The 15,439-nt window shown below is 71.7% G+C and carries 18 protein-coding genes; 5 read left to right on the plus strand and 13 right to left on the minus strand.

What is annotated here, in order from left to right:
- Positions 1-11: 11 nt before the first annotated feature.
- The 10 genes from tatC to argS form a co-directional block, all read right to left on the minus strand.
- Positions 12-812, minus strand: a complete 801-nt coding sequence (tatC, locus tag RIC31_RS24920) for a twin-arginine translocase subunit TatC (RefSeq protein ID WP_350114629.1) — start codon at positions 810-812, stop codon at positions 12-14.
- 3 nt (positions 813-815) lie between these two features.
- Entirely contained in the window at positions 816-1,487 is a 672-nt protein-coding gene (gene tatB, locus RIC31_RS24925) for a Sec-independent protein translocase protein TatB (protein ID WP_350114632.1), read from the minus strand.
- 60 nt (positions 1,488-1,547) lie between these two features.
- The gene (locus RIC31_RS24930) at positions 1,548-1,790 is read right to left on the minus strand and encodes a twin-arginine translocase TatA/TatE family subunit (protein ID WP_350114635.1); all 243 of its coding nucleotides are present in this window, start codon (positions 1,788-1,790) and stop codon (positions 1,548-1,550) included.
- A gap of 105 nt (positions 1,791-1,895) precedes the next feature.
- Positions 1,896-3,002: an ABC transporter ATP-binding protein gene (locus tag RIC31_RS24935; RefSeq protein WP_350114637.1), complete on the minus strand. Its 1,107-nt coding sequence runs from the start codon at positions 3,000-3,002 to the stop codon at positions 1,896-1,898.
- Positions 3,003-3,072: 70 nt separating this feature from the next.
- Positions 3,073-3,747, minus strand: coding sequence for an SMC-Scp complex subunit ScpB (gene scpB, locus RIC31_RS24940; protein WP_350114639.1), 675 nt, complete (start codon positions 3,745-3,747; stop codon positions 3,073-3,075).
- Positions 3,744-4,589: a segregation and condensation protein A gene (locus RIC31_RS24945; protein WP_350114642.1), complete on the minus strand. Its 846-nt coding sequence runs from the start codon at positions 4,587-4,589 to the stop codon at positions 3,744-3,746. The genes scpB and RIC31_RS24945 overlap by 4 nt, the downstream gene beginning before the upstream one ends.
- Before the next feature lie 14 nt (positions 4,590-4,603).
- The gene (locus RIC31_RS24950; protein ID WP_350114645.1) at positions 4,604-5,296 is read right to left on the minus strand and encodes a site-2 protease family protein; all 693 of its coding nucleotides are present in this window, start codon (positions 5,294-5,296) and stop codon (positions 4,604-4,606) included.
- Positions 5,296-6,324, minus strand: coding sequence for a beta-N-acetylhexosaminidase (gene nagZ / locus RIC31_RS24955; protein ID WP_350114648.1), 1,029 nt, complete (start codon positions 6,322-6,324; stop codon positions 5,296-5,298). Before nagZ ends, RIC31_RS24950 begins: the two co-directional genes overlap by 1 nt.
- Position 6,325: 1 nt before the next feature.
- Complete coding sequence (locus RIC31_RS24960) at positions 6,326-7,345, minus strand: SPOR domain-containing protein (protein ID WP_350114652.1); 1,020 nt, start codon at positions 7,343-7,345, stop codon at positions 6,326-6,328.
- Positions 7,342-9,099 carry an arginine--tRNA ligase gene (argS, locus tag RIC31_RS24965; RefSeq protein ID WP_350114655.1) on the minus strand — a complete coding sequence of 586 codons (1,758 nt, stop codon included), beginning with the start codon at positions 9,097-9,099 and terminating at the stop codon, positions 7,342-7,344. Before argS ends, RIC31_RS24960 begins: the two co-directional genes overlap by 4 nt.
- Before the next feature lie 239 nt (positions 9,100-9,338).
- Between argS and erpA the strand changes: the two genes are divergently transcribed.
- From erpA to RIC31_RS24980, 3 genes are all read left to right on the plus strand, one after another.
- Entirely contained in the window at positions 9,339-9,695 is a 357-nt protein-coding gene (gene erpA, locus RIC31_RS24970; RefSeq protein ID WP_350114658.1) for an iron-sulfur cluster insertion protein ErpA, read from the plus strand.
- Positions 9,696-9,773: 78 nt separating this feature from the next.
- The gene (locus RIC31_RS24975) at positions 9,774-10,568 is read left to right on the plus strand and encodes an exodeoxyribonuclease III (RefSeq protein ID WP_350114661.1); all 795 of its coding nucleotides are present in this window, start codon (positions 9,774-9,776) and stop codon (positions 10,566-10,568) included.
- On the plus strand, positions 10,568-11,440 hold the full coding sequence (locus tag RIC31_RS24980; RefSeq protein ID WP_350114664.1) for a GFA family protein: 873 nt from the start codon (positions 10,568-10,570) through the stop codon (positions 11,438-11,440). Before RIC31_RS24975 ends, RIC31_RS24980 begins: the two co-directional genes overlap by 1 nt.
- Positions 11,441-11,480: 40 nt before the next feature.
- On the opposite strand, the gene RIC31_RS24985 is transcribed toward RIC31_RS24980, so the two are convergent.
- Positions 11,481-13,001: a M81 family metallopeptidase gene (locus tag RIC31_RS24985; RefSeq protein ID WP_350114667.1), complete on the minus strand. Its 1,521-nt coding sequence runs from the start codon at positions 12,999-13,001 to the stop codon at positions 11,481-11,483.
- A gap of 8 nt (positions 13,002-13,009) precedes the next feature.
- Positions 13,010-13,219: a hypothetical protein gene (locus RIC31_RS24990; RefSeq protein WP_350114670.1), complete on the minus strand. Its 210-nt coding sequence runs from the start codon at positions 13,217-13,219 to the stop codon at positions 13,010-13,012.
- A 195-nt stretch (positions 13,220-13,414) separates the two neighbouring features.
- On the opposite strand from RIC31_RS24990, the gene RIC31_RS24995 reads away from it, so the two are divergent.
- Both RIC31_RS24995 and RIC31_RS25000 read left to right on the plus strand, forming a co-directional pair.
- Positions 13,415-14,029: a LysE family translocator gene (locus RIC31_RS24995; protein ID WP_350114673.1), complete on the plus strand. Its 615-nt coding sequence runs from the start codon at positions 13,415-13,417 to the stop codon at positions 14,027-14,029.
- Between the two features lie 8 nt (positions 14,030-14,037).
- Positions 14,038-14,484, plus strand: a complete 447-nt coding sequence (locus tag RIC31_RS25000; protein ID WP_350114675.1) for a thermonuclease family protein — start codon at positions 14,038-14,040, stop codon at positions 14,482-14,484.
- On the opposite strand, the gene RIC31_RS25005 is transcribed toward RIC31_RS25000, so the two are convergent.
- Positions 14,481-15,389 (minus strand): LysR family transcriptional regulator, encoded by a 909-nt coding sequence (locus tag RIC31_RS25005; RefSeq protein WP_350114678.1) that lies wholly within the window; start codon positions 15,387-15,389, stop codon positions 14,481-14,483. The two genes, RIC31_RS25000 and RIC31_RS25005, sit on opposite strands and share 4 nt — an antisense overlap.
- Positions 15,390-15,439 lie beyond the last annotated feature (50 nt).

The raw sequence follows: 15,439 nt of genomic DNA on the forward strand, positions 1-15,439 counted from the left end.
CCGGCGTCCGGCTACGGACCTTCGGGTGCCTGGGCCTCCTCGCGCTTCTTCTCGATCAGGCGGGCGCACAGAATCGAGATCTCGTAGAGCACGATGATCGGCACGGCGAGCATCACCTGGCTGATGACGTCCGGCGGGGTGAGGATCGCGGCAGCGACGAAGGCGATGACGATGGCGTATTTGCGCTTGGCCCGCAGGCCCTCGACGCTGACGATGCCGACCTTGGCGAGCAGCACGATCAGCACCGGCAGTTCGAAGGCGACGCCGAACGCGAAGATCAGCCGCATCACCAGCGACAGGTACTGGTCGACCTTCGGCTCCAGCACCAGCGGCAGGTCGCCGTTGCCGCCGGGATGCTCGAACCCGAGGAAGAATTGCCAGGCCAGCGGCACCACGATGTAGTAGACCATCGCCGCGCCCATCGTGAACAGGATCGGGGTCGCGACCATGAACGGGATCGCCGCCCGACGCTCGTGCTTGTAGAGCCCGGGCGCGATGAACTTCCAGATCTGCAGCGAGACGATCGGGAACGACACGCAGGCCGCGAAGAAGAACCCGACCTTGATGTAGGTGAAGAACGCCTCGTGCAGCGCCGTGTAGATCATCCGCCGGCCCTCTTGCCCGGCGGTGATGTCGGCCAGCGGCTGCACCAGGAAGGTGAAGATCGGCTCGGCCGCCCAGTACCCCACGAAGAAGCACAGGATGAAGGCGGAGAACGACACGACCAGCCGTTGACGCAGCTCCATCAGGTGGTCGAGAAGCGGCATCTTGCCGCCTTCGAGATCGTCCGGCTCGTGGGTCCCGTCGGCCATCGGTCAGGCCTCCCCGGCGGGGCCGGTGGCCGGCCTGCGGGTCGCCCGCTTCGGCTTCGCGGCGGCCGGCTTCGCCGGCGCAGTGGATTTCGCGGCCGCGGGCGCGGCGGCCGCCGCCTTGGTGGTCGCGGCCTTCGCAGGCGCCTTGGACGCCGTGCTCCTGGCCGCGGCGCTCTTGGAAGTCGGGCTCTTGGCCGAAGTGGTCTTGGCTGCGGCCCGCTTGGCCGGTGCCTCTGCAGCCGGTTTCGCCCCTGCAGCCGGTTTCGGCTCTACCGCCGGGGCCGCCGGGCTATCCTGGCTGCGCGGCTCGTCGGCAGTCGCCAGCGCCTTGGTGTCGCGCCGCGCCTCGTCGACCGCCTGCTCGATTTCGGCGGCCCCCGACGAATCGCGAGCCTCCTCGAAGCTGCGGCGGATCTCGCCGTCCGGGTCGACATGCTTTTCGATCGACGCCCCGACACCGCCGCGCGAGGCCTCCTGGATCGACTTGCGGACGTCGTCCAGCTCGGACTCGCGCGCCATCTCCTCCAGGCTGCCCTGGAACTCGGATGCCAGCGACCGGGCCTTGCGGATCCATTGCCCGACGGTGCGGACGACCCGCGGCAAATCCTTCGGGCCTACGACTATCACAGCCACAAGCGCGATCAGGATGAACTCCTGCCAACCCAAATCGAACATCGTGATCCTCGCGCCCGACCGGGCGCCCCAGGCCTAGGAAAAAGAGCGGTTGAAGCCCTCTCAGCCCTTCACGGCCTGGTCGGACTTGCCGGCCGGCTTCGTGGCCGCGCTGTCGTCCGTCACCGAGCGGCTGGCCTGCTGGCCTTCGTCCTCGTCGGCTTCGTCCCCCTTCACGCCCTGCTTGAAGCTCTTCAGGCCCTTGCCGAAGTCGCCCATGAGCGCGGAGATCTTGCCTTTTCCACCGAAAAGCAGAAGCACGACGGCGAGAACCACCAGCCAGTGCCAAATGCTGAAGCTACCCATCGTTATGCTCCGAAATCCCGTTACGCCCCCGTTTGACGCGGCGGACTATACGCGACCGACGCCGCGTGCCGCAACGCAAACACCATCGAAAACTCATATGGTGTGTCAGTCCCCGAACACGAAGGTCTGTGTCGGATCGACCTGAATCCGGACCCGTGCGCCCGGCTTCGGCAGATAGACCCCGGGCACCCGGGCGTGCAGGTGGATCGAGCGATCCGGCTGTGCCGGCGCGGTGATCGTCATATGCACCAGGCTGGTCCGGCCCAGCAGCCGCGCCTGCTCCACCACGCCGCCGGGGTCGTCGGAATAGACCGGCGCCCAGGGCTGGATCTTGACGCCTTCCGGCCGGACCACCACGGTCGCCGCGGTGCCTTCCGGCAGACCGCGGGCCGGGACGATGCCGATCGGGGTCTCGATCGAGCCCGAGCGCACCACACCGTCGATCCGGTTCACCTCGCCGAAGAACGAGGCGACGAAGGCGTCCACCGGCTCGCAGTAGAGTTCGACCGGCGTGCCCTCCTGAACGATCCGGCCGTCGCGCATCACCGCGATCCGGTCGGCCATGAACATCGCCTCCTCGGAATCGTGGGTCACCATCAGGCAGGCCGATCCGCTGGCCTTCAGGATATGCAGCACCTCGTCGCGGACCCGGTCGCGGAGCCGGGCGTCCAGGCCGGAATACGGCTCGTCCAGCAGCACCACCCGCGGCCGCGGTGCCAGCGCCCGGGCCAGCGCCACGCGCTGCTGCTGACCGCCGGACAGCTCGTGCGGAAACGACCGCGCATAGTCGATCATGCCGACCTGCCGCAGCACCTCCTCGGCCCGCGAGCGCCGGTCGGCCGCGGTCCAGCCGGACAGCCCGAAACCGACGTTCTCGAGCACGTCGAGATGGGGGAACAGGGCGTAGTCCTGGAACACCAGGCCGACCCCGCGACGCTCCGGCGGGACCTCGACGCCGACGCCTGCAACCGTGACGCCGGACAGCCGGATGACGCCCTCCTGCAGCTGTTCCAGTCCGGCCGCGATCCGCAGGACCGTGGTCTTGCCGCAGCCGGACGGGCCGAGCAGGCAGACCACCTCGCCCGGCGCGACCGAGACCGACACCCCGTCGACCGCGGATACGCGGCCGTACCGGTGGCGAATCCCCTCCATGTGCAGGGCTGCCGGCACATCGGCCTTCAGGGCATCGGCTTTCAAGGCGGTCGCGGTCATTCGGGTGAGATACAGGCGCGCCGGCCCGGCCGCAAGGCGACACCCTGGCACAGCCTCGGACCGGAGCCGGTCACTCGTCCCCGACCCCGTCGTCGGGCAGGAAGTCGAGCTGCTCGGCCTGCTCCTCCGGCTCCTCCAGCAGGTCGTCCTGCTGCATCGCGATGCTGGTCAGGCCGCTGCGCTTGTCCAGCAGCCCCATGGCCTTGAGGTCGTCGAGACCGGGCAGCTCCTTGATGTCGCCCAGCCCGAAATGATCGAGGAACGCGGCGCTCGTGCCCCACTGCAGCGGCCGACCCGGGGTCTCCCGGCGGCCGCGCGGCCGGATCCAGCCGGCCTCCAGCAAGGTGTCGAGGGTACCCTTTGACAGCGCCACGCCCCGGATCTCCTCGACCTCGGCCCGGGTCACCGGTTGGTGGTAGGCGATGATCGCAAGGGTCTCGACCGCGGCGCGCGACAGCTTGCGGCGGACCGCCTGCTCGGTGCGCAGCATGCCGCCAAGGTCCGGGGCGGTCCGGAACGCCCAGCGTGTCCCGTTCCGGACCAGCGTCACCCCACGCTCGGCGTAGGTCTCGGCAAGCTCGGCGAGGATCGACTGCAGGTCGATCGGCTCGGGCACCCTCTGGCGCAGGACGGTCTCGTCCACCGGCTCGGTACTGGCGAACAGCACCGCCTCGACGAACCGCAGCCAGCGCCGCCGCTCCTCCTCGGCCAGGAGATCCGGCATGTCGGGGGCGGCGTCGGTCATGCCCGGTTTCCGGAGGACGGACCGCCGGAGGACGGACCGCCGGAGGACGACCCTTCGGAGGGCGAGCGCAGCCAGATCGGCCCGAAGGTGCCCTCCTGGCGGAGCTGCGCCTCGCCGTCCTTCACCAGCTGCAGACTGGCGACGAAGGTCGACGCCACTGCCGAGCGCAGCACCAGCGAGCCCTTCAGGAACTCCGGCAGGAAGCTGAACAGGGTCCGCCATTCGGGCACCCGACCGACCAGCCCGCGCAGCCGCTCGATGGCGTCCTCGACCGCATACAGGTCGGTGGCGGCGATCGTCAGGGTCTGGCCCTGCTCGCGCACCTTGTGGTCGGCATAGGCCCGCAGCAGGTCGTAGAGCGTGACGTCGTACACCGACCGGAAGCGTGCCGACAGGTTCTCCGGCGCGCCGCGCCCGAACACGTCGACCCCGAGCTGCGGCAGCGCCATCAGGCGGGTGCCGGCCTCCTGCATGGCCTCCAGCCGCTGCAGCTGGAACCGCAGCGCCTCGGCCAGGGCCGCCGGGTCTTGCTCCTCCTCCTCGCCCTCTTCGACCGGCAGCAGCAGCCGCGACTTCAGGTAGGCCAGCCAGGCCGCCATCACCAGGTAGTCGGCCGCCAGCTCCAGGTTCAGCACCTGGGCCTCCCGGATGAACACCAGGTATTGCTCGGCGAGCTGCAGGATCGAGATCTGCGTGAGGTCGACCTTCTGGTCGCGCGCCAGGGTCAGCAGCACGTCGATCGGCCCCTCGAACCCGTCCAGGTTCAGGAACAGCGACAGCTGTACCGGCTCGCGCCGCCGGTACTCGGGCTCCGGGCTCTCGAACGGGTCGTGGGTCGCCAAATCGCCGTCCGTGCTCAGTGGCCGGTGACCGTCATGATCACCGAGGCGAGCGTCTCGACCGGTGTCCAGATCAGGGTGCGCGCCACATCCAGTGTAACCCCGAGCTGGGCCGCCATGAAGGGCAGCAGGAACAGCACGGCGATGACCACGAACAGCCCGGCCCGTTCGAGCCGCGCGACCTTCCAGGCGAGCCGGTCCGGCAGCACCGCCACCAGGATGCGTCCGCCGTCGAGCGGCGGGATCGGCAGCATGTTGAAGACCGCCAGCACCAGGTTGAGCAGGAACAGGTTGCGCAGGTTCTCGGTCACCCATTCGACCGCGCCGTCGGGCACCAGGTCGACCAGGTGGAACAGCAGCGCGGCGATGGCCGCCAGCAGCACGTTCGAGGCCGGTCCGGCCAGAGCCACCAGCGCCATGTCGCGCCGCGGGTTGTTCAGACGCGAGAAGTTCACCGGGACCGGCTTGGCGTAGCCGAACAGGAACGGTGCCTTGATGATCAGCAGCAGCGCCGGCAGCACCAGGGTGCCGAACGGGTCGATATGGGCCAGCGGGTTGAGGGTGACCCGCCCCATCAGCCGGGCGGTCGGGTCGCCCAGGCGCGAGGCCGCCCAGCCATGGGCCGCCTCGTGCAGGGTGATCGCCAGGATCACCGGGATGATCCAGACCGTGGCGCCGCGGATCAGGCCGGCGATCTCGCTGCCGTCCATCAGACCGTCCCGACCCGGGCCAGCAGGGCGTCGAGCCGTTCAGCGGCGTCGCCCGGCGGCGGCGTCGCCCCGGCGGTGTTGCGCCGACGCTCGGCATCGGCCCGCTCGGCGCGCGCCAGTGCCGGTCCGGCCAATGGGCCGACCGCGTCGGCGACCTCGATCATCTCGGCCATCCGGCCGTTGCAGTGCAGGGCCAGGTCGCAGCCGGCCGCCAGCGACTTGCCGGCCCGACGGCCGAGCGGTCCACCCAGCGCCGCCATCGACAGGTCGTCGGTCATCAGCAGCCCGTCGAAGCCGATGCCCGCGCGGATGACCTCGGAGATCACCACCGGGGACAGAGTCGACGGCCGGTCGGCATCGATCGCCGTGAACAGCAGATGCCCGGTCATGCCGTAGGGCACCACGCCGGCCAGGGCCGCGAAGGGTGGGAAGTCCACGGCCTCCAGGGTGGCCCGGTCGGCCTCGACGCGCGGCAGCTCGGCATGGCTGTCGACCATCGAGCGGCCATGCCCCGGCAGGTGCTTGAGGACCCCGGTCACGCCGACCGCCGCCATCGCCTCGACCTGGATGCGGGCCAGCCGCGTGACCGTGGCCGGATCCTCGCCGAACGCCCGGTCGCCGATCACGTCATGGCTGCCCGGGTGGCGGACGTCGGCCAGCGGCACGCAGTCGACGTCGATCCCGAGCGCGGTCAGGTCGGCGCCCATCAACCCGGCCGACAACCGCAACGCCTCCTCGGCCAACGCCGGATCGACGGCATCCAGTCGCACGAAGAACTGGGCCGCCGGATAGCGCCGCCAGTGCGGCGGCCCCAGGCGCTGAACCCGGCCGCCCTCCTGGTCGATCAGCACCGGGGCGTCGCGTCCCACGGTGTCGCGCAGGGCCGTCACCAGCGCCCGCACCTGGCCCGGCGTCTCGACGTTGCGCTTGAACAGGATGAAACCGTAGGGATCGGCGTCGCGCAGGAAGGCCGCCTCGTCGGCGGCCAGCGCCGGCCCCGCACAGCCGAAGATGACGGCGCGCGGCATGCTACGGCTTCACCACGATGCAGGGTTGACCCTTGGCCTTGAGCCCGTCGCAGATCGCGCCGGCCGAACCCTCCGACACGCCGCCGGACTGGATGCGGAAGAATACCCCCTTGCCGGGCCCGAGATCGACCTTCTGGATGCGATGCTCGAGCGCCCCGAGCTCGCCGGGGAACCGCTTCTGCAGCCGCGCCCATTCGGACTCGGCCGCCGCCTGCTCGCGCAGCGCGCCGACCTGGATCCGGAAGGCGCCGGGCGTCGGGCGGGCGGACGGCGGCGTGGCAGCCGGCGTACTGGCGGCCGGCGGGCTGGCCGCGGCGACCTGGCTCGGGGCCGGCGCGGTGTCGCGCTTGCCCACGGCGGGATTCTCGGCCGGCGGCGCCGGTGCGGCCTCGGGGGGCGCGGCCGCGGGAGCCGGCGGCGGCGGGGTCGGTTCTGGCTGCGCCCGGGCCTCGACCGGCGGGCTCGGCGGGGTCTCGTCCGGCGTCGGGATCCGGGGCGTCGGCGCCGGGGTCACGATGCGTGCCGGCGGAATGCCGGTGTCGGCGGCCGGCGGCGTGGCGGGCGCGGTCGTGGCGGGCGCTGTCTCGGGCGCCGGCGGGACGGTCGCCTCGGCCGACGGCGCCACCGGAGCGACGCGCGGCTGCGGCGGTGCCGGAGGGGCGACCGGCCTCTCGGGCGGTGGCAGCAGGCGCTCGACCTTGGGCGCACCGGTCTCGTTCGGCCGCATGGCGTCGTAGACCAGCTTGTCCTGGTTCGGCACCTGCAGGCCACCGGGCTGTTCCGGGCGCACCTTGGTGGGGTTCGGGTCGGCCTTGATCAGCGGCGCGGTCGCCTCGGACCCGCGCTGCAGGCCCTGGTCGTAGGCGTACCAGACCACCGCCGCGAACGCCGCCAGGGCGAAGGTCGCGACGAACACGCCGAGCGCCCGCGAGCGCCGCGGCGGCGGCTCCCTCAGTTCAGGCGGCGGGCCCGGCCGAAACGACCGGTCCGCATACAGCTCCTCGTCGCGGCCATCGCTCATTCACGCAGCTCCTCGACCGGCTGCACGCCCATCACCGAAAGCCCCGAGGCCACCACGGTCGCGGTCGCCCTGACGAGCGCCAGCCGGGCCAGCGTGGTCTCGGCGTCGTCGGCCAGGATGAACCGCAGCCGTGCCTCCTCCTTGCCCTTGTTCCACAGCCCGTGAAAGGCGGCGGCAACCTCGCCCAGGTAGAAGGCGACCCGATGCGGCTCATGCGCGTCGGCCGCGCTCTCCACCAGTCGCGGCCAACCGGCCAGAAGCTTGATCAGACCAAGCTCGTCCGGGTCGGTCAAGGAAGCCAGCGAGGCCTTGGCCAGCGCGGCGTCCGACAGGTCGCGGCCGGGCAGCGCCTCGCCGGCGTGGCGAATCACCGAGGTCGCCCGGGCATGGGCGTACTGCACGTAGAACACCGGGTTGTCCCGGCTCTGTTCGCGGACCTTCTGGTAGTCGAACTCCAGGGTCTGGTCGTTGCGCCGGGTCAGCATGATGAACCGCACCACGTCAGGGCCGACCGCCTCCAGCACGTCGCGCAGGGTGACGAAGGTCCCGGCCCGCTTCGACATCCGGACCGGCTTGCCGCCGTCGAACAGGTGCACCAGTTGGCAGAGCTTCACGTCCAGGCTGCCCTCGCCGCCGGTGATCGCCGTGACCGCCGCCTTCATGCGCTTGACGTAGCCGCCGTGATCGGCGCCCAGCACGTCGATCAGTTCCTCCGAGCCGCGCAGGAACTTGTCGTGGTGATAGGCGATGTCGTTGGCGAAATAGGTCCAGGAGCCGTCCGACTTCTTCAGCGGGCGGTCGACGTCGTCGCCGAAGTCGCTGGCCTTGAACAGCAGCTGCGGGCGCGGCTCCCAGTCGTCCGGAGCCTTGCCCTTCGGCGGTTCCAGCACCCCGGTGTAGACCAGCCCGCGGGCCTCCAGCGTGTCGAACGCGCGCTGTACCGCGCCGGCCTCGACCAGGGCGCGCTCAGACGAGAACACGTCGAAGCGGATTCCCATGTCGAGCAGGTCGCGCTTGATGTCGGCGACCATCAGATCGACGGCCCGGGCCCGGAACACCTCGAGCCACTCGGCCTCCGGCTTGCCGACCCAGCGGTCGCCATCGGCGTCGGCGATCGCCTGGCCGACGTCCTTGAGGTACTCGCCCGGATACTGACCCTCGGGGAACGCCCCGATGTCCTCGCCCAACGCCTCGCGATAGCGGAGATGGGCGGACCGCGCCAGGGTCTCGACCTGGGCGCCGGCGTCGTTGATGTAGTATTCGCGGGTCACCGCGAACCCGGCCTTCTCCAGCAGCGCCGCCAGGGCGTCGCCGAACACCGCGCCACGGGCGTGGGCGGCATGCAGCGGGCCGGTCGGATTGGCCGAAACGTACTCCACGTTGACCCGCCGGCCGGCGCCGGCCGGCGAGTTGCCGTAGTCGGGCCCGGCCGCGAGGATGGCCGCGACCTCCTGCAGCCAGACCGCCGGCGCGATCCGCAGGTTGATGAAGCCCGGCCCCGCCACCTCGGCGGCGTCGACCTCCGGCAGGGCGGCCAGCACCTCGGCCAGCGGCCCGGCGATGGCCCGCGGGTTGCTGCCGACCGGCTTGGCCAGCAGCATGGCGGCGTTGGTGGAGATGTCGCCATGGCTCGGGTCGCGCGGCGGCTCCACCGTCACACGCTCGAACGGCAACCCCTCCGGCCAGCCCTCGCGCTTCGCCAGGGCTTCCAGTGCTGCCTGAATCTTCTCTCGGAACTGATTGAATACGTTCATCGTAGTGCGGTGATCATACCATGGCGAGTCGGCCCTGTCGCGCACCGAGCGGTCGGCGCGGCCCCGACCCGGTCCGGGACCGGCGATTCGGGCACCTCGGCGCGGCGGGCGGGCGGCGCAAGGCGCGCGGACCCTACCCGCTCGCCCTGGCCACAGCAACGCGAAAGCGCGTTGAATGGGGCACCGGCGCGACTTATATGCGATGATCGTGGACGAGCAGCCATCAACGGAGCCTGGACATGCCTGACGCCGATCTGCAGGACCGCCGCTTCTCGGTCACCGAGAACGCCGCCCGGCGCATCGCCGCGTTGCGCCGGGACGAGCCGGCCGGCGCCGCGCTGATGATGCGAGTGGCGGTGCTCGGCGGCGGCTGCTCGGGCTTCCAGTACAAGTTCGATTTCGACGACACCGTCAACGACGACGACCACGTGTTCGAGCGCGACGGCGTGAAGGTCCTGGTCGACGACGTCTCGCTCGACCTGCTGTCGGGCGCCCAGCTCGACTACAAGGACGAGCTGATCGGCTCGTATTTCGCGGTCGAGAATCCCAACGCCACCGCCTCCTGTGGCTGCGGCACGTCGTTCTCGATCGGCTGATCGCCCGGTCGGCCGGCTCCGGGTTGACCCGGGGGGTCGGCGTGGCACGATGCGGTCCCGCCACCGGAGGCCGCCCCCGTGAAGATCGCCAGCTGGAACGTCAACTCCATCAAGGCCCGGCTCGACAACGTCCTGGACTGGCTGAAGGCCGCCCAGCCCGACGTCGTGCTGCTGCAGGAGATCAAGACCGTCGACGACGGCTTCCCGCAGCTCGAGATCCAGGGGCTCGGCTACGAGTGCGCCGTGCACGGCCAGAAGTCGTACAACGGCGTCGCCATCCTTTCGAGGATCGGGCTGTCGGACGTGCGTTGCCGGCTCGACGGTGACGACGCGGACGAGCAGGCCCGCTACATCGAGGCGACGGTCGGGGCGGACGGGACCGGCGGCGGCGTCCGGGTGGCCTCGATCTACCTGCCGAACGGCAATCCGGTCGACAGCGACAAGTTCGGCTACAAGCTGGCCTGGATGCGGCGCCTGAAGGCGCATGCCGCCGCGCTGATCGAGAGCGAGCGGCCGGTGGTGCTGGGCGGCGACTACAACGTGATCCCGACCGAAGACGACGTGCACGACCCGGCGGCCTGGGCCGGCGACGCACTGTTCCGGCCGGAGACCCGCGCCGCGTTCCGCGAGCTCATGTGGCTCGGCTACACCGACGCGTTCCGGGCGATCGACCCGACCCCGCACAAATACACGTTCTGGGACTATCAGGGCGGCGCCTGGCAGCGCGACGAGGGCATCCGGATCGACCACCTGCTGCTGTCGCCGCGGGCCGCCGACCGCCTGACCGGCGCCGGCATCGATACCGCGCCCCGGGCCAAGCCGAAGGCCAGCGACCACACCCCGGTCTGGTGCGAGCTCCGCGAGGCGGCCTGATGGACGGGGCGCTGGAAGGCGGCTGCCTGTGCGGCCGGACCCGCTGGCGGGCCGAGGGGCCGGTGCTGCACCGGGTGCACTGCCACTGCAGCCTGTGCCGAAAGGGCTCCGGCGCGGTCGAGGTCCCCTGGATCACCGTCGAGCGCCGGCATTTCGCCTGGTCCGGCGAGCCGCCGGCACTGTATCGCTCCTCCGCCAAGGGCGAGCGGAGCTTCTGCCCGGTGTGCGGCGCCAAGCTGACCTTCGTGCATGACGACGTGCCGGACGACGTGGACATCGCCGTCGGCGCGCTCGACGACGTCGAGGCCGGCTATCCCCTCACCCAGATCCACGGCGAGAGCCGGATCGCCTGGCTGTCGGTCGACCCGCATCTGGGGTTCCGCCCGGGCGAGGATTCCGGTCCGCCGGTCACCGACCCGCCGCCGGTCCCGGCCGGCGCGGTCCTGGAGGGTGGCTGCCTGTGCGGCGGCTTCCGCTACGCGGTGACCGGGCCGCCGACCCACAGCGGCCTCTGCCACTGCGGCACCTGCCGGCGCGCCACCGGCGGGCTGGCCGCCGCCTGGGCGATCTGGCCGCGCGAGCGCTATCGCGACAACGGCGGGACGACCGTGGCGTGGAGCGCCTCCGAGCGCGGCGTGCGGCGGTTCTGCCCGACCTGCGGCGCCAGCGTCGTCTGCGACTTCGCGCACCGCCCGGACCTCGTGGAAGTCATGACCGCCGGGCTGGACGACCCGCATGCCGTGGCGCCCGAAGGTCACGGTTTCGCGGCCGAAGCCCCGTCCTGGCTGGCGATCGGCGACGACCGCCCCCGGTGGCCGGGCCGGCCCGGCAAGGGAGAACCGGATCCCGGCCTCATTCGCCACCGGCCCTGAGGCCGGCTCGGCAGCACGCCGGCAATCGTTCGGCGGACCGCTACAGCGCGCCGGCGCTGCCGCGCCAGACCGGGCCGTTCGGCGACAGCCGCACCCCGGGCCGCAGCCGGTGCCAGGGCAGTTGTGCCGGATCGGCGACCATCGGGCCGGGCGCCGCCGCCACCAGGATGGCCTCGGCGATCGGCGTGAAGTCGGCCCGGAAATGCACCGACGACTTGTTGACCAGGATCGCCTGCTCGGTCGGCTCGATGCCGACGAAGCGGTACAGCGCCTGGTCGGCCATCTGCACCTTGTTCGACGCCACGGCGATCCGCACCCCGCCGATCCGCAGGCAGGCCGAAGGGCCGAGGGTCATGCGGGCGTTGCGGTAGAACGGCCCGGTGCCGGTGGTGTTGCCGTCGTGCAGCGCCTCGACCACGAACCGACCGTGGAACGGCGAGTCGCCGGGGATCCCGGAATGCCCGCCCAGCGCGATTTCGATGCTGGCACCGACTCCGGCGGCGTGCGCCGCCCGGGCGGCGGCGGGGTCGATGATCAGGCCGATCGCGGCGCGCTCGATCCCGGCCGCGACCAGCGCCCGCAGCATGCCGGTGGTGTCGCTGTTGCCGCCGGCGCCGGGATTGTCCTGGGTGTCGGCGATCACCACCGGCTTCGCGGCTCCGGCCGACAGCCGAACCGCTTCGGCGACCGCCTCGTCCGGCTGGTAGATCCGGCCGGCGAAGGCCGGCTCGTGGCCGGCGACGTCCGCAGCCACCGCGTCGGCAGCACGGTCGGCATCGGCCTGGGTCGACCCGTAGGCCAGCACCGTCGGCCCGCAATCGGCGATGTCGGCAGCCGGGAATCCCGGCAGGTAGGAGGCCGTCCAGACCCCGCCGGTCTCCAGCGCCGCCATCCGGTCGTAGATCGGGCCCGACGGATCGGCCATCGTGCACTGCCAGGACAAGGGGATCAGAAAATCCAGCTGTCGGAATGCTTTGAATGGCACTCCCTCACCTAGAACCTTATCGAGCACTACCGCCGTCCGGCGCCCGGTGTCGGCCATGTCGATATGCGGATAGGTCTTGTAGGCGACCAAGGCGGTGGCCGCCTCGAAGCAGGCCCGGGTGATGTTGCCGTGCAGGTCGAGCGAGGCGACCAGCGGCAGGTCCGGGCCGATCACCGCGCGCACCCGGCGCAGCAACTCGCCCTCGCCGTCCTCGTGGCTCTCGGTGACCATGGCGCCGTGCAGGCACAAATACACCGCGTCCAGCGGGCCGGCCGCCAGCGCGTCGCGCAGGCCCTGGACGATCAGGCTGGATATCCGGTCGAAGGCGTCGTCGGTGACCTCGGCCGAGGGGGCGGCGGCGGCCCAGGTGGTCGGCACCAGGTCGTGGCCGGCGGCCCGGGCGGCCTCGATGAAGCCGGCGACCGAGATGTTGATGCCCTGCACCGCCTCGAACAGCGCCGGGCCGCTGACCAGCGCCGGCCAGCCGCCGCCGCGGGTGAACGCGTCGTAGCCCGCCTTGGTCGGCGCGAAGGTGTTGGTCTCGTGCTGAAAGCCGCCGATCGCTATGCGGGCCATGGTCGGACCTATCGGTTGACGCCTGCCCAGTGGCGCAGGCCGGCGCCGAGGTTGTCGAGGACCCGGCCGTCGGAGAGCAGCGGGAACGCCGCCAGGCCGAGCAGGAGAACCAGGGCGAGCGCAACCAGCGATGCCCTGCGGTCGAGGGGCGCGGGATCGACGTCGCGCGCCGGGCCCGGCCGTCTTCTGTGGAACGTACGGCGGTCAGGGAGCCGCATCGACACGGGATTCGAGGGCAGACATGAGGATACCGGAAGGAGATGTGTCTCCGTTCCGGTCGAGTGTAGCCGGGCCCCGGCGGCCGGCGCAACGCGGCCGGCGGCCAATTCCGGTTTCCGGCGCCGCGCCGATTCGGCATGGTATCGGGCAACGCCGGACCCCGTCGGCGCGCGGACCCATGCAAGGGGATGGAAATGGAACTCTCGGCCCTGCTCGTCTTTGCCGGCGCGCTGCTGCTCGCCGCCGGCTCGCCCGGACCCAGCCTGGCCGCCCTGGTCGCACAGGTGCTGGCCCGCGGCGCCCGCAGCGTGCTGCCCTTCGTGATCGCCATGTGGGTCGGCGAGGCGTTGTGGCTGTCCTTCGCGGTGTTCGGCCTGGTCCTGATCGCCGAGACCCTGCACGGGCTGTTCGTGATCGTGAAATACGCCGGGGTCGGCTATCTGGCCTGGCTGGCCTGGAAGATGTGGACGGCGCCGACCGGCCACGAGGCGCTGCCGGACACCCGGGGCGAGCGGCCGTGGCGGATGTTCCTGGCCGGCCTGGCGGTGACCCTCGGCAATCCGAAGATCATGGTGTTCTATCTGGCGCTGCTGCCGTCGATCATCGACCTGACCCGGGTCGGCCCGCTGGCCTGGGCCGAGCTGGTCGCCACCATGCTGCTGGTGCTGGCGGTGATCGACTTCTTCTACCTCGGCCTGGCCGCCCGGCTGCGGGGCTTCGTCACCGATCCGGCCCGCCGCCGGGTGGCGAACCGAATCAGCGCGGTGGTCATGGGCAGTGCCGCCGCGGCGATCGCGGCGCGCTCCTAGGGGCCGGCATGCGCCGCTGCCGCCCGTCCCCGATCCCGGCGCTGCTGGCGCTGGCGGTCCTGTGCGCGGCCGGAACCGCCCGGGCCGACGAGCCATCTGTGATCGAGGGGCCGGCCGAGGTGGTGGACGGCGGCACCCTGGCGGTCGACAGCAGTACCGTGCGGCTGGCCGGGATCGTGGCGCCCGGGCCGCGCCAGAAATGCCTGGACGGCAACCTGCCGTGGCTGTGCGGGGCCGCCGCCCGCCAGTACCTGCGCGGCCTGGTCGGGGACCAAAGGGTCCGCTGCGAAATGCTCCGTCCCGGGATCGCCGAGTGCCGGGCCGGCGGGGCCGACCTGGGCGCGGCCATGGTGCGCGACGGCTGGGCGGTCACCGGACCGGACGGCGAGGCCTATGCCGGGCTGGAGCGGGAGGCCCGGGCCGCCAGGCGGGGCCTGTGGGAGAAGGCGCCCTAGCAGCTCACTCCCGACCCGCGCCCGGCCCGACCCTCGCCCGGCCCGAGCTCGGCGCGGCGAAAGCAGTCGGCGATCCACGCCATCGCGGCCCTCACCGAGGCGTTGCGCGACAGTTCCGGGCCGGTGATCACCCAGTAGTCGGCGCGCAGGGCCTCGATCGGAACGGACAGCCGCACGAGACCCGGCTGCGCGTCACCGAGGAAGCGCGGCAGCAGGGCGACCCCGACCCCGCCGACGGCGGCGGCGACCATCAGGTCGGTACGCATCAGCCGGGCCGCGGGAGGCCGCTCGCGCATCAGCGCGCGCAGCCAGCCCATGGTGACGTAGTGCTGCTGCTCCTCCACGAAGCCGAGCCACGGCAGGCTGGCCAGATCGGCCGGCTCCAACGGCACCGCCCGGTCGCTCGCGAAGCCGGGCGCGCCGTAGATCGCGCAGTCGATCGAGCCGACCCGCCTGGTCAGCCCGTCGCCGGCCGGCGGCAAGCCGTGGCGGACCAGGATCTCCGGCGCCCGGCCGGTGACGGCGGAGGCTTCCCCGGTGACCAGCAACTCGATCCGCGGACCGTCGTCGCCGGCGCCGAGTCCGCGGGCCAGCAACAGGGCCGACCAGTCGCCGGCGGCGATCCGCACGGTGTCGGCGAGCCGGTCGACCACGCCGTGCGACCGCCGCTCGAACCGCAGGGCGGCGGTCTCGACCGCCCGGGCCTCCGGCAGCAGCTCCGCCCCGGCCGCCGTCAGCCGGTGGCCGTCGCGGTCGCGCTCGAACAGCGGCAGGCCGAGATCGCTCTCCAGAGTCCGGAGCCGACGGGCGATGGTCGGCTGGGTGACGGCGAGCGTCTCCGCCGCCCGGCGCAGGCTACCGAGCTGGGCGACGGCCAGGAAGGCGCGGAGATCGTTCCAGTCCATGTTACGAATAATTAACGATTGAACCCAATTCGTGAAACGATTCTCAATCT

The sequence above is a fragment of the Thalassobaculum sp. genome, from assembly GCF_040219615.1.
GTDB lineage: Bacteria > Pseudomonadota > Alphaproteobacteria > Thalassobaculales > Thalassobaculaceae > Thalassobaculum_A.